Annotated in this window: 17 protein-coding genes, 1 pseudogene and 1 other annotated feature; of the genes and pseudogenes, 6 read left to right on the forward strand and 12 right to left on the reverse strand. The window is 42.0% G+C overall.

What is annotated here, in order from left to right; translation table 11 throughout:
* Positions 1-6: 6 nt before the first annotated feature.
* Entirely contained in the window at positions 7-186 is a 180-nt protein-coding gene (locus tag MKX46_RS21135; protein ID WP_023987319.1) for an aspartyl-phosphate phosphatase Spo0E family protein, read from the forward strand.
* A 116-nt stretch (positions 187-302) separates the two neighbouring features.
* Here MKX46_RS21135 and MKX46_RS21140 read toward each other — a convergent pair whose 3' ends face one another.
* On the reverse strand, positions 303-1205 hold the full coding sequence (locus tag MKX46_RS21140; protein ID WP_341071755.1) for a DMT family transporter: 903 nt from the start codon (positions 1203-1205) through the stop codon (positions 303-305).
* A gap of 155 nt (positions 1206-1360) precedes the next feature.
* Here MKX46_RS21140 and MKX46_RS21145 point away from each other — a divergent pair, with 155 nt between their 5' ends.
* Positions 1361-2221 (forward strand): TrmB family transcriptional regulator, encoded by an 861-nt coding sequence (locus tag MKX46_RS21145; protein WP_165176560.1) that lies wholly within the window; start codon positions 1361-1363, stop codon positions 2219-2221.
* An 86-nt stretch (positions 2222-2307) separates the two neighbouring features.
* On the opposite strand, the gene MKX46_RS21150 is transcribed toward MKX46_RS21145, so the two are convergent.
* The 4 genes from MKX46_RS21150 to MKX46_RS21165 all read right to left on the reverse strand — a co-directional run bounded on the left by MKX46_RS21150 (position 2308) and on the right by MKX46_RS21165 (position 6233).
* On the reverse strand, positions 2308-3930 hold the full coding sequence (locus MKX46_RS21150; RefSeq protein ID WP_341071756.1) for a DUF1593 domain-containing protein: 1623 nt from the start codon (positions 3928-3930) through the stop codon (positions 2308-2310).
* A 227-nt stretch (positions 3931-4157) separates the two neighbouring features.
* Entirely contained in the window at positions 4158-5240 is a 1083-nt protein-coding gene (locus MKX46_RS21155; RefSeq protein ID WP_029516113.1) for a bifunctional 3-deoxy-7-phosphoheptulonate synthase/chorismate mutase, read from the reverse strand.
* A gap of 89 nt (positions 5241-5329) precedes the next feature.
* Positions 5330-5600 (reverse strand) — a binding site (T-box leader).
* A gap of 101 nt (positions 5601-5701) precedes the next feature.
* Entirely contained in the window at positions 5702-5881 is a 180-nt protein-coding gene (locus tag MKX46_RS21160) for a hypothetical protein (RefSeq protein ID WP_029516114.1), read from the reverse strand.
* 91 nt (positions 5882-5972) lie between these two features.
* Complete coding sequence (locus MKX46_RS21165) at positions 5973-6233, reverse strand: hypothetical protein (RefSeq protein WP_029516115.1); 261 nt, start codon at positions 6231-6233, stop codon at positions 5973-5975.
* 183 nt (positions 6234-6416) lie between these two features.
* Here MKX46_RS21165 and MKX46_RS21170 point away from each other — a divergent pair, with 183 nt between their 5' ends.
* Both MKX46_RS21170 and MKX46_RS21175 read left to right on the forward strand, forming a co-directional pair.
* On the forward strand, positions 6417-6704 hold the full coding sequence (locus MKX46_RS21170) for a hypothetical protein (protein ID WP_023987328.1): 288 nt from the start codon (positions 6417-6419) through the stop codon (positions 6702-6704).
* Positions 6705-6836: 132 nt separating this feature from the next.
* A complete protein-coding gene (locus tag MKX46_RS21175; RefSeq protein WP_029516117.1) occupies positions 6837-8726 on the forward strand; it encodes a sensor histidine kinase in 1890 nt (629 codons plus the stop codon).
* Between the two features lie 100 nt (positions 8727-8826).
* On the opposite strand, the gene MKX46_RS21180 is transcribed toward MKX46_RS21175, so the two are convergent.
* The 4 genes and pseudogenes from MKX46_RS21180 to MKX46_RS21195 form a co-directional block, all read right to left on the reverse strand.
* On the reverse strand, positions 8827-9063 hold the full coding sequence (locus tag MKX46_RS21180; RefSeq protein WP_013309068.1) for an NHLP leader peptide family RiPP precursor: 237 nt from the start codon (positions 9061-9063) through the stop codon (positions 8827-8829).
* A gap of 75 nt (positions 9064-9138) precedes the next feature.
* Entirely contained in the window at positions 9139-10074 is a 936-nt protein-coding gene (locus MKX46_RS21185; protein WP_029516118.1) for a hypothetical protein, read from the reverse strand.
* 176 nt (positions 10075-10250) lie between these two features.
* Complete coding sequence (locus tag MKX46_RS21190; protein ID WP_341071757.1) at positions 10251-11324, reverse strand: polysaccharide deacetylase family protein; 1074 nt, start codon at positions 11322-11324, stop codon at positions 10251-10253.
* Between the two features lie 82 nt (positions 11325-11406).
* Positions 11407-11648, reverse strand: a pseudogene (locus MKX46_RS21195) (hypothetical protein); the annotation flags it as partial.
* Positions 11649-12039: 391 nt separating this feature from the next.
* On the opposite strand from MKX46_RS21195, the gene MKX46_RS21200 reads away from it, so the two are divergent.
* Positions 12040-12510 carry a hypothetical protein gene (locus MKX46_RS21200; protein ID WP_341071758.1) on the forward strand — a complete coding sequence of 157 codons (471 nt, stop codon included), beginning with the start codon at positions 12040-12042 and terminating at the stop codon, positions 12508-12510.
* An 85-nt stretch (positions 12511-12595) separates the two neighbouring features.
* Here MKX46_RS21200 and MKX46_RS21205 read toward each other — a convergent pair whose 3' ends face one another.
* The 3 genes from MKX46_RS21205 to MKX46_RS21215 all read right to left on the reverse strand — a co-directional run bounded on the left by MKX46_RS21205 (position 12596) and on the right by MKX46_RS21215 (position 14309).
* Positions 12596-13090 (reverse strand): hypothetical protein, encoded by a 495-nt coding sequence (locus tag MKX46_RS21205; protein WP_029516121.1) that lies wholly within the window; start codon positions 13088-13090, stop codon positions 12596-12598.
* Positions 13091-13182: 92 nt separating this feature from the next.
* The gene (locus MKX46_RS21210; RefSeq protein WP_165144515.1) at positions 13183-13689 is read right to left on the reverse strand and encodes a DJ-1/PfpI family protein; all 507 of its coding nucleotides are present in this window, start codon (positions 13687-13689) and stop codon (positions 13183-13185) included.
* A gap of 170 nt (positions 13690-13859) precedes the next feature.
* A complete protein-coding gene (locus MKX46_RS21215) occupies positions 13860-14309 on the reverse strand; it encodes an AbrB/MazE/SpoVT family DNA-binding domain-containing protein (protein ID WP_307348181.1) in 450 nt (149 codons plus the stop codon).
* A 204-nt stretch (positions 14310-14513) separates the two neighbouring features.
* Between MKX46_RS21215 and MKX46_RS21220 the strand changes: the two genes are divergently transcribed.
* Positions 14514-15911 (forward strand): helix-turn-helix domain-containing protein, encoded by a 1398-nt coding sequence (locus tag MKX46_RS21220; RefSeq protein ID WP_318627019.1) that lies wholly within the window; start codon positions 14514-14516, stop codon positions 15909-15911.
* The last annotated feature ends 132 nt before the right edge of the window (positions 15912-16043 follow it).

A 16043-nucleotide genomic window follows, 5' to 3' on the forward strand; every position in this document is an offset into this window, starting at 1 on the left:
TATATTATGATAAGAGACGACATTTTGCGTCAACAGCTTGAGAATGCTCGTCAAAAGCTGTATATTTTGCAAGCAAAACATGGTTTTAATCATGCCAGTGTGCTCAGACAGTCTGTAATTATGGATAACCTCATCAATCAATATAACCACCTTTTTTATATAAAAGAAAAAAAACCGACGGCATAAATGTAACCGATGGGCGAGAAACTTTTGGTAAGGTCACTCGCCCTTGTATTGTAGCGCGGATAATTATAACAACGATGCTTGTCTTAACTTTTCTAACTAGTGTGCAATCTATCATTTTAGGTACGGTTTGTTTGATGGGCACTTAGTAAAACACCGATAATAACGACCAAACCGCCGATGATTTGGCGCCATGTAATCGTTTCTTGCAAAAGCAACACAGAAAATAAGACTCCAAATATCGGAACCAAATTCATCAGAGAAACGGAACTGCTCGGTGACAGCTTGATTAATCCGTAATTATATAGCAAAAACGCGATAACGGAGCAGAATACACCCAGATATACTAACAACATAAACGATCCTGTTGTTGGAACCTGCCAACGATCCTTTTCTAATAGAGCCAACGGTATAAAAAAGATACTCCCTGCAACGGTTTGATAAAAAGATAACGTCACGGGTGGATATTTGTCCACAACCTTGCGCGTCATGAAAGTGTAAAACGCCCACGCAAAACCTGTCCCGATTAATATTAAATTTCCGATGAGTTGATTCTTACTATCCGAACTTTCGCCAACTGAAGTCAAGAAATATACCCCGATCATGGCCAGTGCTATGCCGCAAATTTTATATTTGGATATTTTCACTTTATAAAAAATAAGTTCAAGCAGCGATGTAATTGCGGGATAGGATGCAACAATTAATGCTGCGTTGGAAGCGGTAGTCAGGCTAACCCCTATATTCTCCATTGAAAAATAGAGAGTGATTCCCAAAACACCACTAAACGAAATCGTAGCCAAATCTTTTGGCTTTACTTTGACATGTTCTTTTTTAATCAGCAAAACGATACCTAGTACAACGGAAGCTATAATAAATCTGGATAGACCCAAGGTAAGAGGGGGGAACGTCGTGTAGGCTGCTTTGGTGGCAATAAACGATGTGCTCCAGATTAATAGGGCCAGAATGGTAGAACCGTAGTAAATCCGGTTGCTTTTGCTGTGATGAGCTATGACTTTGTTCAAGTTAAATCCTCCCTGAGGTAATCACCTGTGAAATAATAATAGTCGCTACTATAGTAACTACTATAAAAACGTTACTAAAAAGATAGTGTGTATATCAGTTTTTGTCAAGGGGAAGTGATATAGTAAGGATGAACACGAATTGAGGAGAAGACGTCATGAAACCAAAACCAAATATATTAGAAATTCTACGGGATTTGAATTTTAGTGAATATGAAGCCAAGGCTTATGTGACCTTATTGGAAAGCTCTCCACTTTCGGGATACGCCGTTTCATTGAATTCCGGGGTACCGAGATCCAAAATTTACGAGGTTTTGTCTGGAATGGTCAACCGTGGGGACATCATGGTCAGTCAAGAAAATACGCCTCTGTATGTGCCGCTTCCGCCACATGAATTGATTGCCCAGAGAAAACGCAAAGCAGAGCAGATTTTCAATGTGGCGCAAGAGAGTTTGGAGCAGTACACGGCATCATTTCAAAACAGAGAGAATATTTGGAATATTTCGGGGTATGAAGCCATTATCAATCGCATAAATGAAGGGGTAAAAGGAGCAAAACACCGAATTTTATTGGAAATTTGGAAAGAGGATGCCGAGGTGTTCCGAGATGCCTTAGAGCAAGTAGCCCAACAAGGAATTGAAGTGATCATTGTAGCGTATGGGGAGCTTAACTTTGATTTCGCTACTGTTTACCGCCATGATATGAGTGAAGAGATTACGTCCGAAATTGGGGGTCGGTGGATTGTACTTAGCATAGACGACCGGGAGGTCGTAGCTGGCATACTTTCACTTGGTGATGACAGCCGCGCTGCATGGACGTTGCATCCGGGTCTGGTGATGCCGATTACGGAGGTGATTATTCATGATATTTATATCATGGAAATCCTATATGAGTTCCGTGAACAATTAGAGGAGAAATTCGGCCCTAATCTAATTCATCTTCGCAATAAATTTGCTATGGGCCCAAATGGCAAAGGATATTATATTCCTTTGACTGAAAAAAGCATTAAACGTGTATAGAGATTGTCTGAGGTCCGATGTGCAAAAATAAACAGGCTCATGGAGTGTTATTCCATGAGCCTAATTTTATTGGATGTTGTGTTCTATTATTTTACGGTTACAATCACACGTTGATAATGCTTTAAAGGATGTTTTCCATTGTCCTGTACCTCTGCAATGATATGAAGCGTATTCCCTGACTTAGCATCTGCAGGAACTGTGAAACTAACTGCATTCGTATCACTACCTTGCAAGTCAATCGTGTTTACTTTCTCGCCTTTAGCTACTTCACGATGAAGCCCAAGCTGCATTTCCCCCAGCAATTCAGGTTTAACTTGTGCGGGTTTTACTTTAGAATCTTCATACGTGTCTGCTTCAAAATATCTCCACCATTTATAGGTCAATTGATCACCGTCAGGATCTGCTCCTTCTGCATGCAGGGTTATTTTCTCCCCTGGATTAGCGGTTAGGTCTATTCCTTCTTTAATGGTCAACGTTGGATTATGGTTGGCATCTTTGTAGTCGGATGCCATAGCCCAATCTGCACGAGCAGCAAAGTCATTTTGAATATCATCAAACCAACGCATCAGAGAATATTCTGCTTCGAATTTTTTCGTATGCACATCATAATCCAACACGGTATTTCTAAATAATTTATCGTTAACGACACCGAAACGACCTCCCCAGCCACCGTAGGTTGGGTTTTCCATACTCCGCAATCCGTTATCTATTAAATAGAAGAAGGATGGAGAATCACCTTCAGAAATAAAGTCATACTTGTCGTATTGTGGATTTTTCTTCAAGTAGGCTTCACTGCCTCTTTGTTCTTCATCCAACTCGCCTTTGATGATATTGCCATCGCCCATCAAGGCATACATATTGAGCAACTTGCCATGACCATCTTTAATATTTTTGAAGTTCCATTCCCCATGCAACTTGCTGTTTACTTCTTCTGTGTGCATTTTCCAAGCATAAGCGAAATGCCAGAAGTTAGATTGATCATTAATAATTCTGATGTCAGGCCAATTTTTAGCGATGTAATTGTTGTAGCTATCGTCCTGGTCCAGAATGATGTACAGCACGAGTTTATCACTTACTTTTTTTTGAATCGTATCCCATTGATCTGTATTTTTATATTCGTCTTCAATAGACTTTAGAGCTCTGGCCGTGGTATTGGTTCCACCCCAAGTTTGAACGTATAAATCTCTTTTGTCATCGTCCAGAAAAAGCGTTTTAAGGAAATTGGAGCCTTCCGTTTCTTTGTCCATTTCACCTTTATTTGAAATGTTACCTATTTTGGTAACGCTCTTGATATATTCAGGCTTTGGATATCCCTCTGCATGTTTGATTAAGTTGGGATAAATCTCTCCGTAGGCATCAATCATATCCGTTACCCATTGTGTTCCGGTCCATCTAAATGGTTTGATGCCAGCCTTTTCATCACCTGCATAATGATATACGGAGCTAGTCAGTACAATCCCTGACAAATCCATTTCATTGGAGTAGAGAAGAAAGCGAATGACAGAGTTCATATCATCTACTTCTCCATCAGTAGTGATCACTGTTCTGGCCTTGACTGTTTTATTTTCTACTTTATTTTCCGTTTGTTTTTCTGTTGGAGCAGCGCTTTCATCTTTCACTACGGCGGGCGCCTTACCACTGCAGCCACTGATGATCAGAATACATATCATGGCTAATAGAAAAATGCTTAACCCTTTTCTTTCTCTCATTTCTGTTCCCCTCTCTGAACGTTCCTATGATGTTTTTTTAGGATTATAACCATGTAGATATTCAAGATTTAGGCATAAAAAAAACCTAAACATATATATGTCTCAACAAAAGTCGAGCATATATACATTTAGGTTTTGCCTGCATGATCAGTCACAATCCTGATTCAATTTTACATCAATGTCCGAGAAAATGAAAGCGGTTTATAAGTCCCAGCATAAAATTAGTTTTACGCTTTGAATAAACCGGATTCTTTGACTTCAGATAGGAAGTTGTGGAACTCAGGAATGTTCAGCTGTTGCTGAGCATCGGACAAAGCGACTGCCGGGTTCGGATGGACCTCCACCATGATACCGTCGGCTCCAGCAGCCAGGGCAGCTTTGGCGCAAGGGGCCAGGATGTCCTTACGTCCTGTCGAGTGAGTCACGTCCACCAATACAGGCAGATGACTTTCCTTTTTCAAAATCGGAACAGCGGAAATATCCAGCGTGTTACGCGTCCATTTTTCGTACGTACGGATACCGCGTTCAATCAGCATGACTTGCGTGTTACCACGGGAAACGATGTATTCAGCAGCATGAAGGAACTCTTCCATTGTTGCAGCCAGTCCGCGTTTGAGCAGAACCGGAGTTCTGGTTTCACCCGCAGCTTTGAGCAATTCAAAGTTGTGCATGTTACGCGCACCAATTTGAATAATGTCGATGTATTGGATCGCTTCCTCCAAATGTCTTGGATCGACGATTTCACTGATTGTAGCCAGTCCGAACTCGTCGCCTACACGTTTGAGAATTTGCAGTCCTTCCACGCCCAGTCCTTGGAAATCGTACGGAGACGTACGTGGTTTAAACGCGCCACCACGAAGAATCGGCACACCGGCTTCCTTGAGAGCCGCACCTACTTCACGAGTTTGCTGGTAGCTTTCCACCGAGCATGGACCTGCGACCATGATGGAGGCTTTGCCGCCTACCAGCGTATCTTTAACCTTAATAATTGTGCTATCTGGTTGATTTTTGCGGCTGACGATCAGATGTTTTTTGTGTTCTTCTTTTTGATAGTTCAAAGAAGCCTTGAAAATATTTTTGAACAGTTGGCGAATCGTAGCATCGTCAAAAGGCCCACGGTTAGCCGCGATCAGCTTGTCCAGCATTTGTTGCTCACGTACCGGATCAAAGTCAGGTACCCCTTGAGCTTCCTTCAATTTTCCAAGTTGACCGGCCAGTTCAGCGCGTTGGGACAGCAGCTCCAGCAATTGCAAATTTGTAGCATCGAGTTGTTCACGCAGCAGCTCCAAAGAATTTTCATTTGTAGACATACAGTACTACACCCTTCCCGAATTTAATTTGTTTTTTCTGTCAGTCCATAAACTTTTCTTGCAGAAAATAACACAAAAAGGCACTCGTCGCAAGGGACGAATGCCGTGGTACCACCCTAATTACAGAAGTATACATACGAATCGTCAACGTCGTTCAGTCGACAGCAGTAACTTCTGAGCTTGATGCCCGTAACGGGGGCTTCCGGAAACCTCTACTCGGACAAAGGAATGAATCCTTCTGTCGGTTCAAGGCTCGACTCGGGAGTGAATTTCAACGCGGGATTGCGGTACGCTCTCAGCAATTCGTACCTTTCTGTGGGAATCCGTTAGACGTTTACTTGTCTCCGTCGATGTCTTTGTTAATGGTATTCAAAAGATTTGACCTTATTTTAAACAAAGTAGGTGCAGAAGGCAAGCCCTGATTATCAGGTTCAAGTTTTTTCCCTTGAATTGCTGCCCTTTTATTTTCCTTGATCCCTGGGTTCGGGATTCGCAGATGCGACTCCTCGTGGGTTATCTTCGGTCGAGGTATCGTCCGTATTCGTCTTGTCCGCAGTCCTACGGTCGTCTGCTTCCACAGGATTCAAGGCTTTATACCGTTTGTATTCCATATCGGCCTGAGACATCGGATCTTTATACATAGGAGATCAGTCAACTCCTTTCTGTTATACACTACATTACCCGCATAGCAGAATGGGTAACCGTTTTCTTTCACTCGATAAAATGAAGTGGTTAATCCAGCATATCGTCGCTTTCCAGTTGATCTTCTTCATCCCCATCGGTACCATTCAGCAAATCGGTACCATGCAGGAATTCGGCAGGAGCAGAAGGATCAACGGGACTGTTCGGTGTCAGTTCATCGGCATCTGGTACGTCCTCCAGAGGAGTATCCGGCCCTTCGGTCAGATTCTCCCAGTTGGTTTCTGCATTTTGCAGAGAAGGCTCAAAATCATTGTCATGTAGCTCAGTAGTTCGATCGTCACGATTTGCCATGTTGCTCAGCTCCTTTACTTTTTGTTGCTTATTCCGACCTTACCCAAACAGCGGAACGGCTAAACCTTCAGTTAGTGTGTCTGTAGGAAGTTAAAATCATGCGAATAGGGAGATGCCCATTCTCAATTAGCGTTTTTTTGGTAACTGCTGTGATATGATAAAGAAGATAGGGAGGGATATGAATTGGAATGGTACATGTTTGGTCCGATGATTAGTCGTATCCGCGTAGGACAAAAGGCATCTACCCCGGGATTTTCCCGCACCCTCATTAGGCGCCCGGAAGGCTTATACTGGACAGATGGCGGACAGGCCGGAAAAATAGTAGAAATACGCGATTATTTATTTTCCGATATTTGGACGATCTATGAAGATGAAGATTGTGAACCATGGTTGGGGCTTAGAGAGCAGAAAGAGCGGCGCGAACAGGAAATGATCATTAATCAATATGAAGATTTTACAAAAAATGAGTAAAAAGAACATGATATCCTTCTTGTGAAGAAGGTATGCACATCATCGTATAGAATAATATAATTTCAGGACGTAAAAAATGTTAAAACGTATACAAACTTGTAAATCCTACTATGTAACTTTGAGGTGCTTAATATGAGGCATGTGCCCAAAGCTGTCGCCGCCCTGCTAGCGGTCATTGTGATGCTGTTGTCGCTGGGTCACTCCGCCTATGCGGCCAAAATGACCCCGGAAGGGGATTATAAAATACCCTCCTGGGATATGAGATGGGGAGAGGTAGACGAGGATGGCTCTTTAGATGAGGTAAAGAATCCCAGCAAGATCTGGATGCATATTGAAGATGATACACAACTGCTTAGGCAGCCCGGCAATATAGGCTCCGCCTGGATTCGTATTAAGTTACCTTCGCTAAATGATGAAACGCCAGCGATACTTTTTGAAAATATTTATGGCAGGCATATTACGCTGTATAAGGATGGGACCAATTTTTACGAATCCTACCGTGGGTACAATTATGAGAATAATCGTATTCTGATTCCGCTGAAGCCGGAAGACAGCGGTAAAACATTATACATATGGACGGAAAGCAGTAAGAAAAGACTGGGCATCATCGGTAATGTGATGACCGGTGATTATCGTGATTTGTTGGGGACCTTGGTCAGAATGGATGTTTTAGATATTGTACTGGGCAGTACGTTTATCTTTATCGCCCTGGTGCTGCTGATCTGCTCGTTTTTTCTGTTCCGTCCGAGTATGGCCATGTGGCTGTCTCTAAGTGCGATTGTATTGTCTATTGGTCTGATGATCGTAACGTATTCACCATTCTTGTATACATTCTATCGCGGCTATGGCAAGCTGTACTTACAACTTTTTGATGTGGCACTATTTATTCTGCTGCCCTCATTAGCCTTCTTTTTTGAGCAAAACATCAATTCGATTATACTGATTCGCAAATTCAGAAAGTTGTTAACCGCCTACTCTTTGTTCTGCTTTACCATGATGATTGTGAATTTAGGAGCACAGGAGCGGTTGAACAACATATATTATTTTTTTAGTGTAGTCATTCTGGGTATATTACTCGTCGCCTTAATGATACTGCTGGTATTTGCTTCGGTTCGCATGGCACTTAAGGGTGATCACGAAGCGATCATCTTATCGACAGGCTTTGCATTTTTTGCAGTCATCTCTATCGGGGAACTGAGCTGGTTTTTCATTCTGGACGGACACTACAATATGTTTTTGTGGAAATGGGGCGTGTTCGGTTTTGTACTGGCGTTGATCGCGATTTTGGGCAGAAGACTGGCAGAAAAGCACAAGCAGGTGGTTCGGTATTCCAGAGAACTGGAAATGTTCAATAATGAGCTTCAACGTTCGGAGAAAATGGAGATTATTAGCGATCTGGCTGCATCTGTAGCTCATGAGGTACGTAATCCCCTTCAAGTTACACGTGGATTTCTTCAGTTGATGAGCAAGCAGGAGGATGGTAAGAACAAAGACTATCTACATATCGCTCTGGAGGAGCTGGATCGAGCTTCCGCGATTATTACTGATTTTCTGACCTTTGCCAAGCCAGAATTTGACCAAACCAAAACGTTGACCATATTGGACGAATTCAAGCATATTGAAGGAATCATCAGTCCAATGGCTAATTTGCAAGGTGGAAAAATTTCGCTGGATATTCCCCAGGAAATCAAAGTACGCGGGAATTCCTCCAAGTTCAAGCAGGCGTTCATCAATATCATCAAAAACAGTATTGAAGCGCTGCGAGACCAGGGGCTTATTCATATATGGGCTTATGTGGATAACGGAGAAGCTGTCATTCATATTCGGGATAATGGTGAAGGGATGGATGCTCAGACTTTATCCAGACTAGGTGAGCCTTATTTTTCGAATAAGACAAAAGGCACGGGTTTAGGAATGATGGTGACTTTTCGGATTATTGAAACGATGAATGGAAAAATAACTTTTACAAGTGCAAAAGGGGTGGGAACAGAAGCGACCATCCGCTTCCCCGTAGCCGGATAATATCCGGCTTTTTTTGCGTTCGGAGAAAACGGAGGGAAGCTTGCTGAGCCCACCCCTATGAGGTTAAGGAATCTAGATTAAATAAGCATTAACAATCATTCTACCACATTGAGCGAGGTTTCTGGGATGCAGCGAGCACGCCGGAGGGGTCTGGAGGAATTACCAGAAAAAACTGATCAGGCGTTTCTTCTAATGTTTTGATTTGGATATGATCGGGGATCACGACTCCTAACACATCACGAATTGCAGATTTGGGATCAGTCATCAGTTTCTCTCTGAAACTGGCATCCTCCCAAGCTTTTTGAATGACTTGTGTTTGAAGAACTTCAGTAGCCATCAAAAATCACCCTCTCATTCAATTGGTTATATTTACCTAGTCAGTATACCACGAAGGGCTCAGAAAAATCTAGCATTATTTCATATTTTTGGAGAGCCAGTAGTCAAGTCCGCCTCTTCTCAAATGCGAGCGTCCGCCTTCAATTTCTGCCGCCACTTCGCCCAGCTCAGCTGCGATAGAATGTGCAAAGCTATGTAGGCCGTGGATAGAAGGCTCCAGGGTCTCTAACTGTTGGACTGCTTGATCGGCAATGTTCACATAGCTGGCAAGCGCACCGCGTACATAAATCGCTTCCTGAATCTGTTTGGGTCCCAATCCTTCACAGTAAGCCGTCTTTTGCTCGGCACTGATATGGGACAAAAGACAGTTATAGCTATGTTCGACCAAATCTTCTGACCAATCCGCCCAATCATCCGACATTTGAAGCACGAGTAGCGCCAAGTCCGTCATATTTGTAATGTTTTGAATCAGATCAGCACGGCCTGCGAGCAGCAAAGCACCCGTTCCGGCCATTTTTAATGGACTTGCTTTCAGCGCGACCTTATTTTTTTCTCCTTGAAAATAGTCCTCTGTTCCTTCGGATATCACACTAACGGCCCATTCATCAACATACGTTCGGGCATATGACCAAAAAGGAGAGGTTGCCGGAAAAAGGTCCCGATATACGCTTAGACACTCGGTATAGAATAGTTGACTTAAAGCGAGTTGCGTTTTACGGTTGTCTGCTGCTGTGTCCATCACATCGTCTTGAATTAAATAGTGAGCCATGACGAACACGTTGCCAAGTGACAGCCTGCGGCATGTTTCGGGGGGCAGTCCTGTGAGTTCTTGCAGCCAAAATGGAAGCAAATAGCATATGTAATTACGCGTGCTGTCTTCCCGCAACGGATTAAAACGCGCCAGATAGTCCAAACCCTCTTGCTGAAAGGGAGCTGGAAACGTGGACGTCCGTTCCTCCGCTTGACGAAATACTTTTTCCAATTCGTCTTTGTATGCAAAATACCATTCCATCGCCATCACCTGCATCTCTTATGAATATTTTTATAGCGACTTCTAGTTGTTACCCGCCATTATACAACAGATTGCAATTTTCAAGATTTTGTTATTTTTACATTGAGAATGTTGTAAAAAGGATATCGACAAAAATCCCGGCCAGGAAGATCCCGCCGGGATTTTGTTTTTTTAAATTAGATGATCTCTAAATAGTCAAGATAAGCATCCCATGTCCCATTATCGGCTGTTACAACAAGCTCAATCTCTTGATTTCCGGTTCCATGGCTGACATTGTTTAAAGTATAGACCGCAGGACTGTTCCCGCCGTAGTAGAAGGTACCCTTCGTTTGTCCACCAATTTTCAAGTCAACTTTGGCCATGTTGGAATTATTTGAAGCACCACGGAGTGAAAAACTATGGGTGCCGCTGGTAAAATTCTGTGTGAATTTCACTGAATCATTGTTGGAGTATAAAGCCACTCCGTTGAACGGCGAGCTGATATTTGAAGTATACTGACCGCCTTTGGTCATATTCTCTGCTTCCACTTTTGTGCCTTTGTTTGGCGGCGTTTCGCCGTTTCCGCCATCAGGCGCTACCGCCCGGCCATTGCTTGGTGAGATCATACCAGAGCAAAGGTTACGATTTTTGAGGTTCTGTGCAATTTGTGGAATAGCTTGGAGTGTAGTCTGGTACTGATCATGCATCAGGATCACATCGCCGTTTTTAAGTTTGCCCGCAGCAGCTACGATCTGTGCGGTGGAGGCGCCGTTCCAGTCTTGGGAGTCAACGTTCCACAATACTTCGGTAAGACCGTTTTGGGTCTCAATGGATTTGAGGGTTGCGTTGGTCTCGCCATACGGAGGACGGAACAACTTTGGTGCCGTGCCAGTAATGGACTGTATCGTTTGCTGCGTGCGTGTAATTTCCGATGACATCTGCGATGTGCTCAGTTGTGTCATATGCGGATGTGACCATGAATGATTACCGATCCACATGCCTGCTGCTTGCTGGTCACGTACAAGCGAAGGATTATTCTGCGCGTTTTGTCCAAGATTAAAGAGCGTCGCGCGTAAACCGTTTTGCTTCAGAGCACTAAGAAGCGCTTTGGTGTTAGAGGGATTGGGACCATCGTCGAAGGTTAACGCTACATAACCGCTCGAGCAATCAGCCGCAAGCGCCTGGTTGCTCGAGATCACCAGCGAGCCTGTGAATAAAGACAAGGTGATTGACATAATCGCCGTCCATTTTCCTGCTTTAGCTATAAACATGGGTCTACCTCCTAGTTATTTTAATATAGTATGGATGTTCCGATACTCCGAACCGATTCAACTCTTTACTAGATTTGAAATTTTATTCGATCTCCAAATAGTTAATATAAGCATCCCATGTCCCGTCATCGGCTGTTACAACGAGCTCGATCTCTTGGTTTCTGGTGCCATTATTGCCGCCAATCGTAATTGTATTACTAGTTACATTGGCACTCGACTGTTTTGGTATCCCTCTACAGCAAGTGAATATTCATACATATTGTCCATGTCTTCCCACTTTTTGAAGTGCTCGCTGATCGATATGGTTTTGCTCGTGCGTTTGGATGTCCATAAAAATAACCTTATTTTTTGTTTCATTGGACTTTCTTCCTGTAGCTTCACTATGATGCAGTGCATTCTGTAGTAGCTTGATGCAACATGTCTTTCCAAAAATTAAATTGTAAACGTTTACAATTTAATTTTATCATATTTTCCTTAATATATAACTTGAAAAATTTCAAGTTATATTGTAGAAAGTATAGTTATTCATTCTTGCTCACTCTACAGGATAGGGTTCCCAAGGAGCGCGTGTAGATCGAAGGTTGGGTATAATTGTGATAGCAATGTTCATAATTTCTTTTTCCCGTCTTATGATTACTTAACAGGCGAAAATATGAATAAAAATAGCGGGAAAAGAAAATATTATTTTAAAAAGGATGAAAGAAGGGTCTGCAACATGAAAAAACAATGGAAATTGACCGCTGCTATTCTGTATGGAGGAGTGATGATGTTTGGCACTGCGGGTGCAGCTGGAGCTTCCGGGACGGAACCGAGTAATTCGTTGCAAACTCTCACTCCCAACGACTCTATCCAAGGGGCAGCCCGCCAATGGAATGCTGAACCACAGGACGAACACGGGCATGTGCACAGACATAGACACGGCAAACGTCCTGGCGGCTTGAATCACCATCTTAACGAGAAAGTAGCCAAGCTGCTGGGCATCACTCCTGTCCAGTTAGAGAAAGAGCTGGGACAAGGGAAGTCGTTGGCCGAGGTTGCTAAAAGCAAAGGCATCAAAGAGGAACAGCTCATTGATAAGTTGAAGAATGAAATGACCGTGGACTTGAAACGGCTTGTGAACCGTAAAGGCCCGATTACATTCGATCGTAAGTCCGGCGCTTCGAATGAAGCTCAATTGAAGCGTTAGCCGGGGATACCGTGGTATATCTGCTCTTGAATAAGTCGAGGAGTAGATCGTTTGACAATAAAAAAAGGATGGGGGAAACCCATCCTTAAATTTCCACTTCCTTATCTTGTGCTATGTCATATTTAGTTACTTTACTGGTGTATTTATCTACATAATAGAATCCATAAGTTGCAATGTGATCAGGGAAATCTTCGTAAACTCTTATACAATATTTAGTTCCTTCCAAACCTTCAACCATTAAGTTTAAATTATATTTAACAGCATCCTTTTTTATTTTATCAGAAAGAATATGGAGTGCTTGATTTTCTGTAATCATCTTTTGCTGTTTACCTAAATACAGTTTATTATCAATGAGGCTGATTTGTCTGCTTTCTGCAATCCCAATATCTTTAACAGAGATATACGTGTTTCCGTTGTAAATCAAGCCATCGGCAGTGTTCTTTTTTGTCCCCTCTAAAAATACATCAAACTTTTTCACAACAGCATTTACGCTTGTTCCAGATGCAGCCATTGCGGTTGCACCAGTAATCATCATACCAATGGTTAAGCCCACTAATAGCCCCTTTAATTTGTCATTCATTTTAATTACCCCTCTTATGTATGCTAATTCCCTCACTATAGTATCCTAAATATCACCATATATAAAGTGATTGTTGTGGGAGAGCAGAAGAGTCAATTATCTTTAAAGAGCTTAAAAAAATCAATGGTTTCTTTTAAATCTTCATCATCAGTATAAATGTTCATCACCTTGCCTATTTCAATTGCAAAGTCCACATACTGATTTGGTTTAGCCGTAATGATATTCTTGTGTATCTCCAGACCCGTTGGATGATTCACAGGATTTTTATAGGAGACACCTGCTATCTCCAGTAGTTCAGTGGCAGAACAAATGGTCGCTATCACTTTATGATCATTATTCAATGTATTAATTAGAGCTAGAAGCTGCTTGTTCGTCTTTAATGGGGTGTTATCTCCGCCAGGTATAATTAGGAGTTGAATATCCACAGCAGACACTTCATCAAGGGCTACCGAAGGCGTAACTTTAAAATCCTCATAGGAAATTACAGGGTCTTTGGTTACTCCAATCGTAACAATGTCCCCTTTGGTTTTCATAAAATAGGTTGCTAGCATAATCTCAAAACTCACATAACCATCATAAATTAAAACGTGTGATTTCATATATACACCTACTTCAACATTAGTTTTTAGCTTTGAGTCAATATACCACTTTGATAGGTTTAATTCCATAATTTACAGCAAATATAGGCTTGGAAGTTGAAATAACCAGTCGCAAGAAATCAACCAGCGACTGGTTATTTAGCTTTGCTAGAATAAGAGTTGAGCGATACCTATAATAGCTTTTTAAGCTGGGAAATACGGCCTTGGGATACGCCGAGCCGTTCAGCGTATTCGCCTTGCTTGGCGTTTGGATGCTCGCGCATGAGTCTTCTTAGCTTCTCAACCAAATGTTGTGAAGACGACCGATGTGCATTTTTTTCTTTGCACGCAGGTTGCTTAATAACAGGGACAGGCATTTGACTCACACCTATGTTTCCCTTCAGATCGTTTATGCATTTTTTACATAAAAATGAACCCCTGAAATAGCTTAAATCCTGAACCGAATAGCATAAATGACAGCAGACTCCTATATACTTTCGCATGCTCAATAATCCTGTTTCAACATCCAAATAAAATTCTAAAGACTCACCAGCTTGAATCCCCATAGAGGTTCGCATCTCCTTAGGAATAACAATCCGGCCTAACGTATCCAAGGGACGTGTCATACCTGTATTTTTCAAGTGATCTTCTCCTTCCATTGTCCAACATCCAATGATCTCCTAAAAAAAATATAAAAATCAATAAAGTAAAAGCATTTATGTTTGTTCCAAAAGATGGTATTATCGTGAAAGAAAATCAATAATTATACCATTAGTTTCCAAACTACATTGTTTATTGAAATTGAAATTGAAATTCTATGAAAATGCTGAAAGGGTGGTTTGTCCATGGAAATCACACCTACGATACAGGCAGAAATTCAAACTTATCTGAAACGAAAAGGCTTAACGATGACCAAGTTTGGTCACACGATTGATTTGAATGTAGGTACAGTTAGTAGCATTGTGACTGGTAACCGATCTATTTCTGTTCATCAACTGGATAGTATTACTGCGGGAATGAATTTACCACCGGATTATTTTTACGAACGTTATATTGAAGAATGCATTGAAGAATCTCCGCTAAACTGGAAAAAAATAAGCCCTTTCTTATACCGATGCATTGAACTAGGACGACTCGACTGCTTGCAGCGAGTTGTAATTATGTTATTGGATAACCCTAATTATCCGCCATCGCTCTTTGAAGTTGCCGAAAATGTATACAAAGACGGTTACAACGAAGCAGCGGCATACCTTTACAAAAAGGTGGCTGAAAGTGAGAAGCAGCAGCATTCAGAGCGATTGGCGGTCTGCCAGTATCGTTTGTTCCAAATCAATATTGGACAAGATAGAGCTGTAAATCTTCAAGCTGCCATTGAATTTGCCCCTTTTGTGGATCGTTTAGACGAGATAGAGCAATTAGATGCATTAAAAGATTTGGCTAACGTGTACAGATCATTAAGTATGTGGGACAAGGTGTATGAATTTGCCCATCAGATGGGTCAATTAGGACAGATCCAATATAATTTGGTTCATAACTCCAAGCGTAAAGGAACAGAGCCGCGAAAAAGGCTAAGCAGGCCGCTGTTTGTATACATAGTTTACTCCGAGTTGCTGTGTGCTAATGCTTGTGATGCAAAAGGCGATCATGAACAGGCATTAGAACATATTCGAGGTTATGCCGATCTAAGTTGGGTGAAGGAACAAGATTCCGAGTCTCTCTATTGGAAGAAGCAGTATCTGCAATGGGCGAAAATTAATACGTACGTCAATAGACTTATGTCCGGGGACATCAGTGTTCTGCCGGATTACGTAGAACATATGGCTGCCGAAAAAGAGATTTTTTCCGAATTAATAAACGTCATTGAAGTGGCTAATCGGTACAATGTAGATGTAGACCATATCCTTAAGCGTTTTGAATCCCAAATTGCAGCGTATCAGGAGCCGTTATCTTCTGACATGTATACACAACAAGTTTTACCTGAAGAATACGTGCGATTTTGGTACAAGATGGCTAAGTACAGCCTAAATAAAGGCAGATATCCATATGGTTTCAATTGTTTAATAAACGCTTTTGAAAAAGCTGTTACAATTAACCACGTACTACTTATTGCCAATTGTTTTGGACTATTTTCTCATTTCAAAACACATGCGGCTCCTGAAACACATGCTCAGTTCCAATCTATTTATGAGGAGGTGTGGGAGAGAAATGATCAAAAGGATGGCTTTCTGCTTGACGGTAACTAGCTTTTTACTGGTATTCACAGTACCAGCCCAGGCTGGAAATCTAAGCCATGACACAATCCAAACACAAGGACACGTTGGTGGATCTTGACCAAGCACTAATTTATTACCCTGGACCAGCTTATTGCTGGTCTT

Source organism: Paenibacillus sp. FSL P4-0113, from assembly GCF_038009305.1.
Lineage (GTDB): Bacteria > Bacillota > Bacilli > Paenibacillales > Paenibacillaceae > Paenibacillus > Paenibacillus polymyxa_D.

Excerpts from the sequence above, each read along its gene's own strand:
- MKX46_RS21145 (WP_165176560.1), top strand. The coding sequence starts at position 1,361 with ATGAAACCAAAACCAAATATATTAGAAATTCTACGGGATTTGAATTTT.
- MKX46_RS21185 (WP_029516118.1), bottom strand. The coding sequence starts at position 10,074 with ATGGAATGGTATTTTGCATACAAAGACGAATTGGAAAAAGTATTTCGT.
- MKX46_RS21210 (WP_165144515.1), bottom strand. The coding sequence starts at position 13,689 with ATGAAATCACACGTTTTAATTTATGATGGTTATGTGAGTTTTGAGATT.
- MKX46_RS21135 (WP_023987319.1), top strand. The coding sequence starts at position 7 with ATGATAAGAGACGACATTTTGCGTCAACAGCTTGAGAATGCTCGTCAA.
- MKX46_RS21175 (WP_029516117.1), top strand. The coding sequence starts at position 6,837 with ATGAGGCATGTGCCCAAAGCTGTCGCCGCCCTGCTAGCGGTCATTGTG.
- MKX46_RS21220 (WP_318627019.1), top strand. The coding sequence starts at position 14,514 with ATGGAAATCACACCTACGATACAGGCAGAAATTCAAACTTATCTGAAA.
- MKX46_RS21200 (WP_341071758.1), top strand. The coding sequence starts at position 12,040 with ATGAAAAAACAATGGAAATTGACCGCTGCTATTCTGTATGGAGGAGTG.
- MKX46_RS21165 (WP_029516115.1), bottom strand. The coding sequence starts at position 6,233 with ATGGCAAATCGTGACGATCGAACTACTGAGCTACATGACAATGATTTT.
- MKX46_RS21205 (WP_029516121.1), bottom strand. The coding sequence starts at position 13,090 with ATGAATGACAAATTAAAGGGGCTATTAGTGGGCTTAACCATTGGTATG.
- MKX46_RS21180 (WP_013309068.1), bottom strand. The coding sequence starts at position 9,063 with ATGGCTACTGAAGTTCTTCAAACACAAGTCATTCAAAAAGCTTGGGAG.
- MKX46_RS21155 (WP_029516113.1), bottom strand. The coding sequence starts at position 5,240 with ATGTCTACAAATGAAAATTCTTTGGAGCTGCTGCGTGAACAACTCGAT.
- MKX46_RS21190 (WP_341071757.1), bottom strand. The coding sequence starts at position 11,324 with ATGTTTATAGCTAAAGCAGGAAAATGGACGGCGATTATGTCAATCACC.
- MKX46_RS21150 (WP_341071756.1), bottom strand. The coding sequence starts at position 3,930 with ATGAGAGAAAGAAAAGGGTTAAGCATTTTTCTATTAGCCATGATATGT.
- MKX46_RS21160 (WP_029516114.1), bottom strand. The coding sequence starts at position 5,881 with ATGTATAAAGATCCGATGTCTCAGGCCGATATGGAATACAAACGGTAT.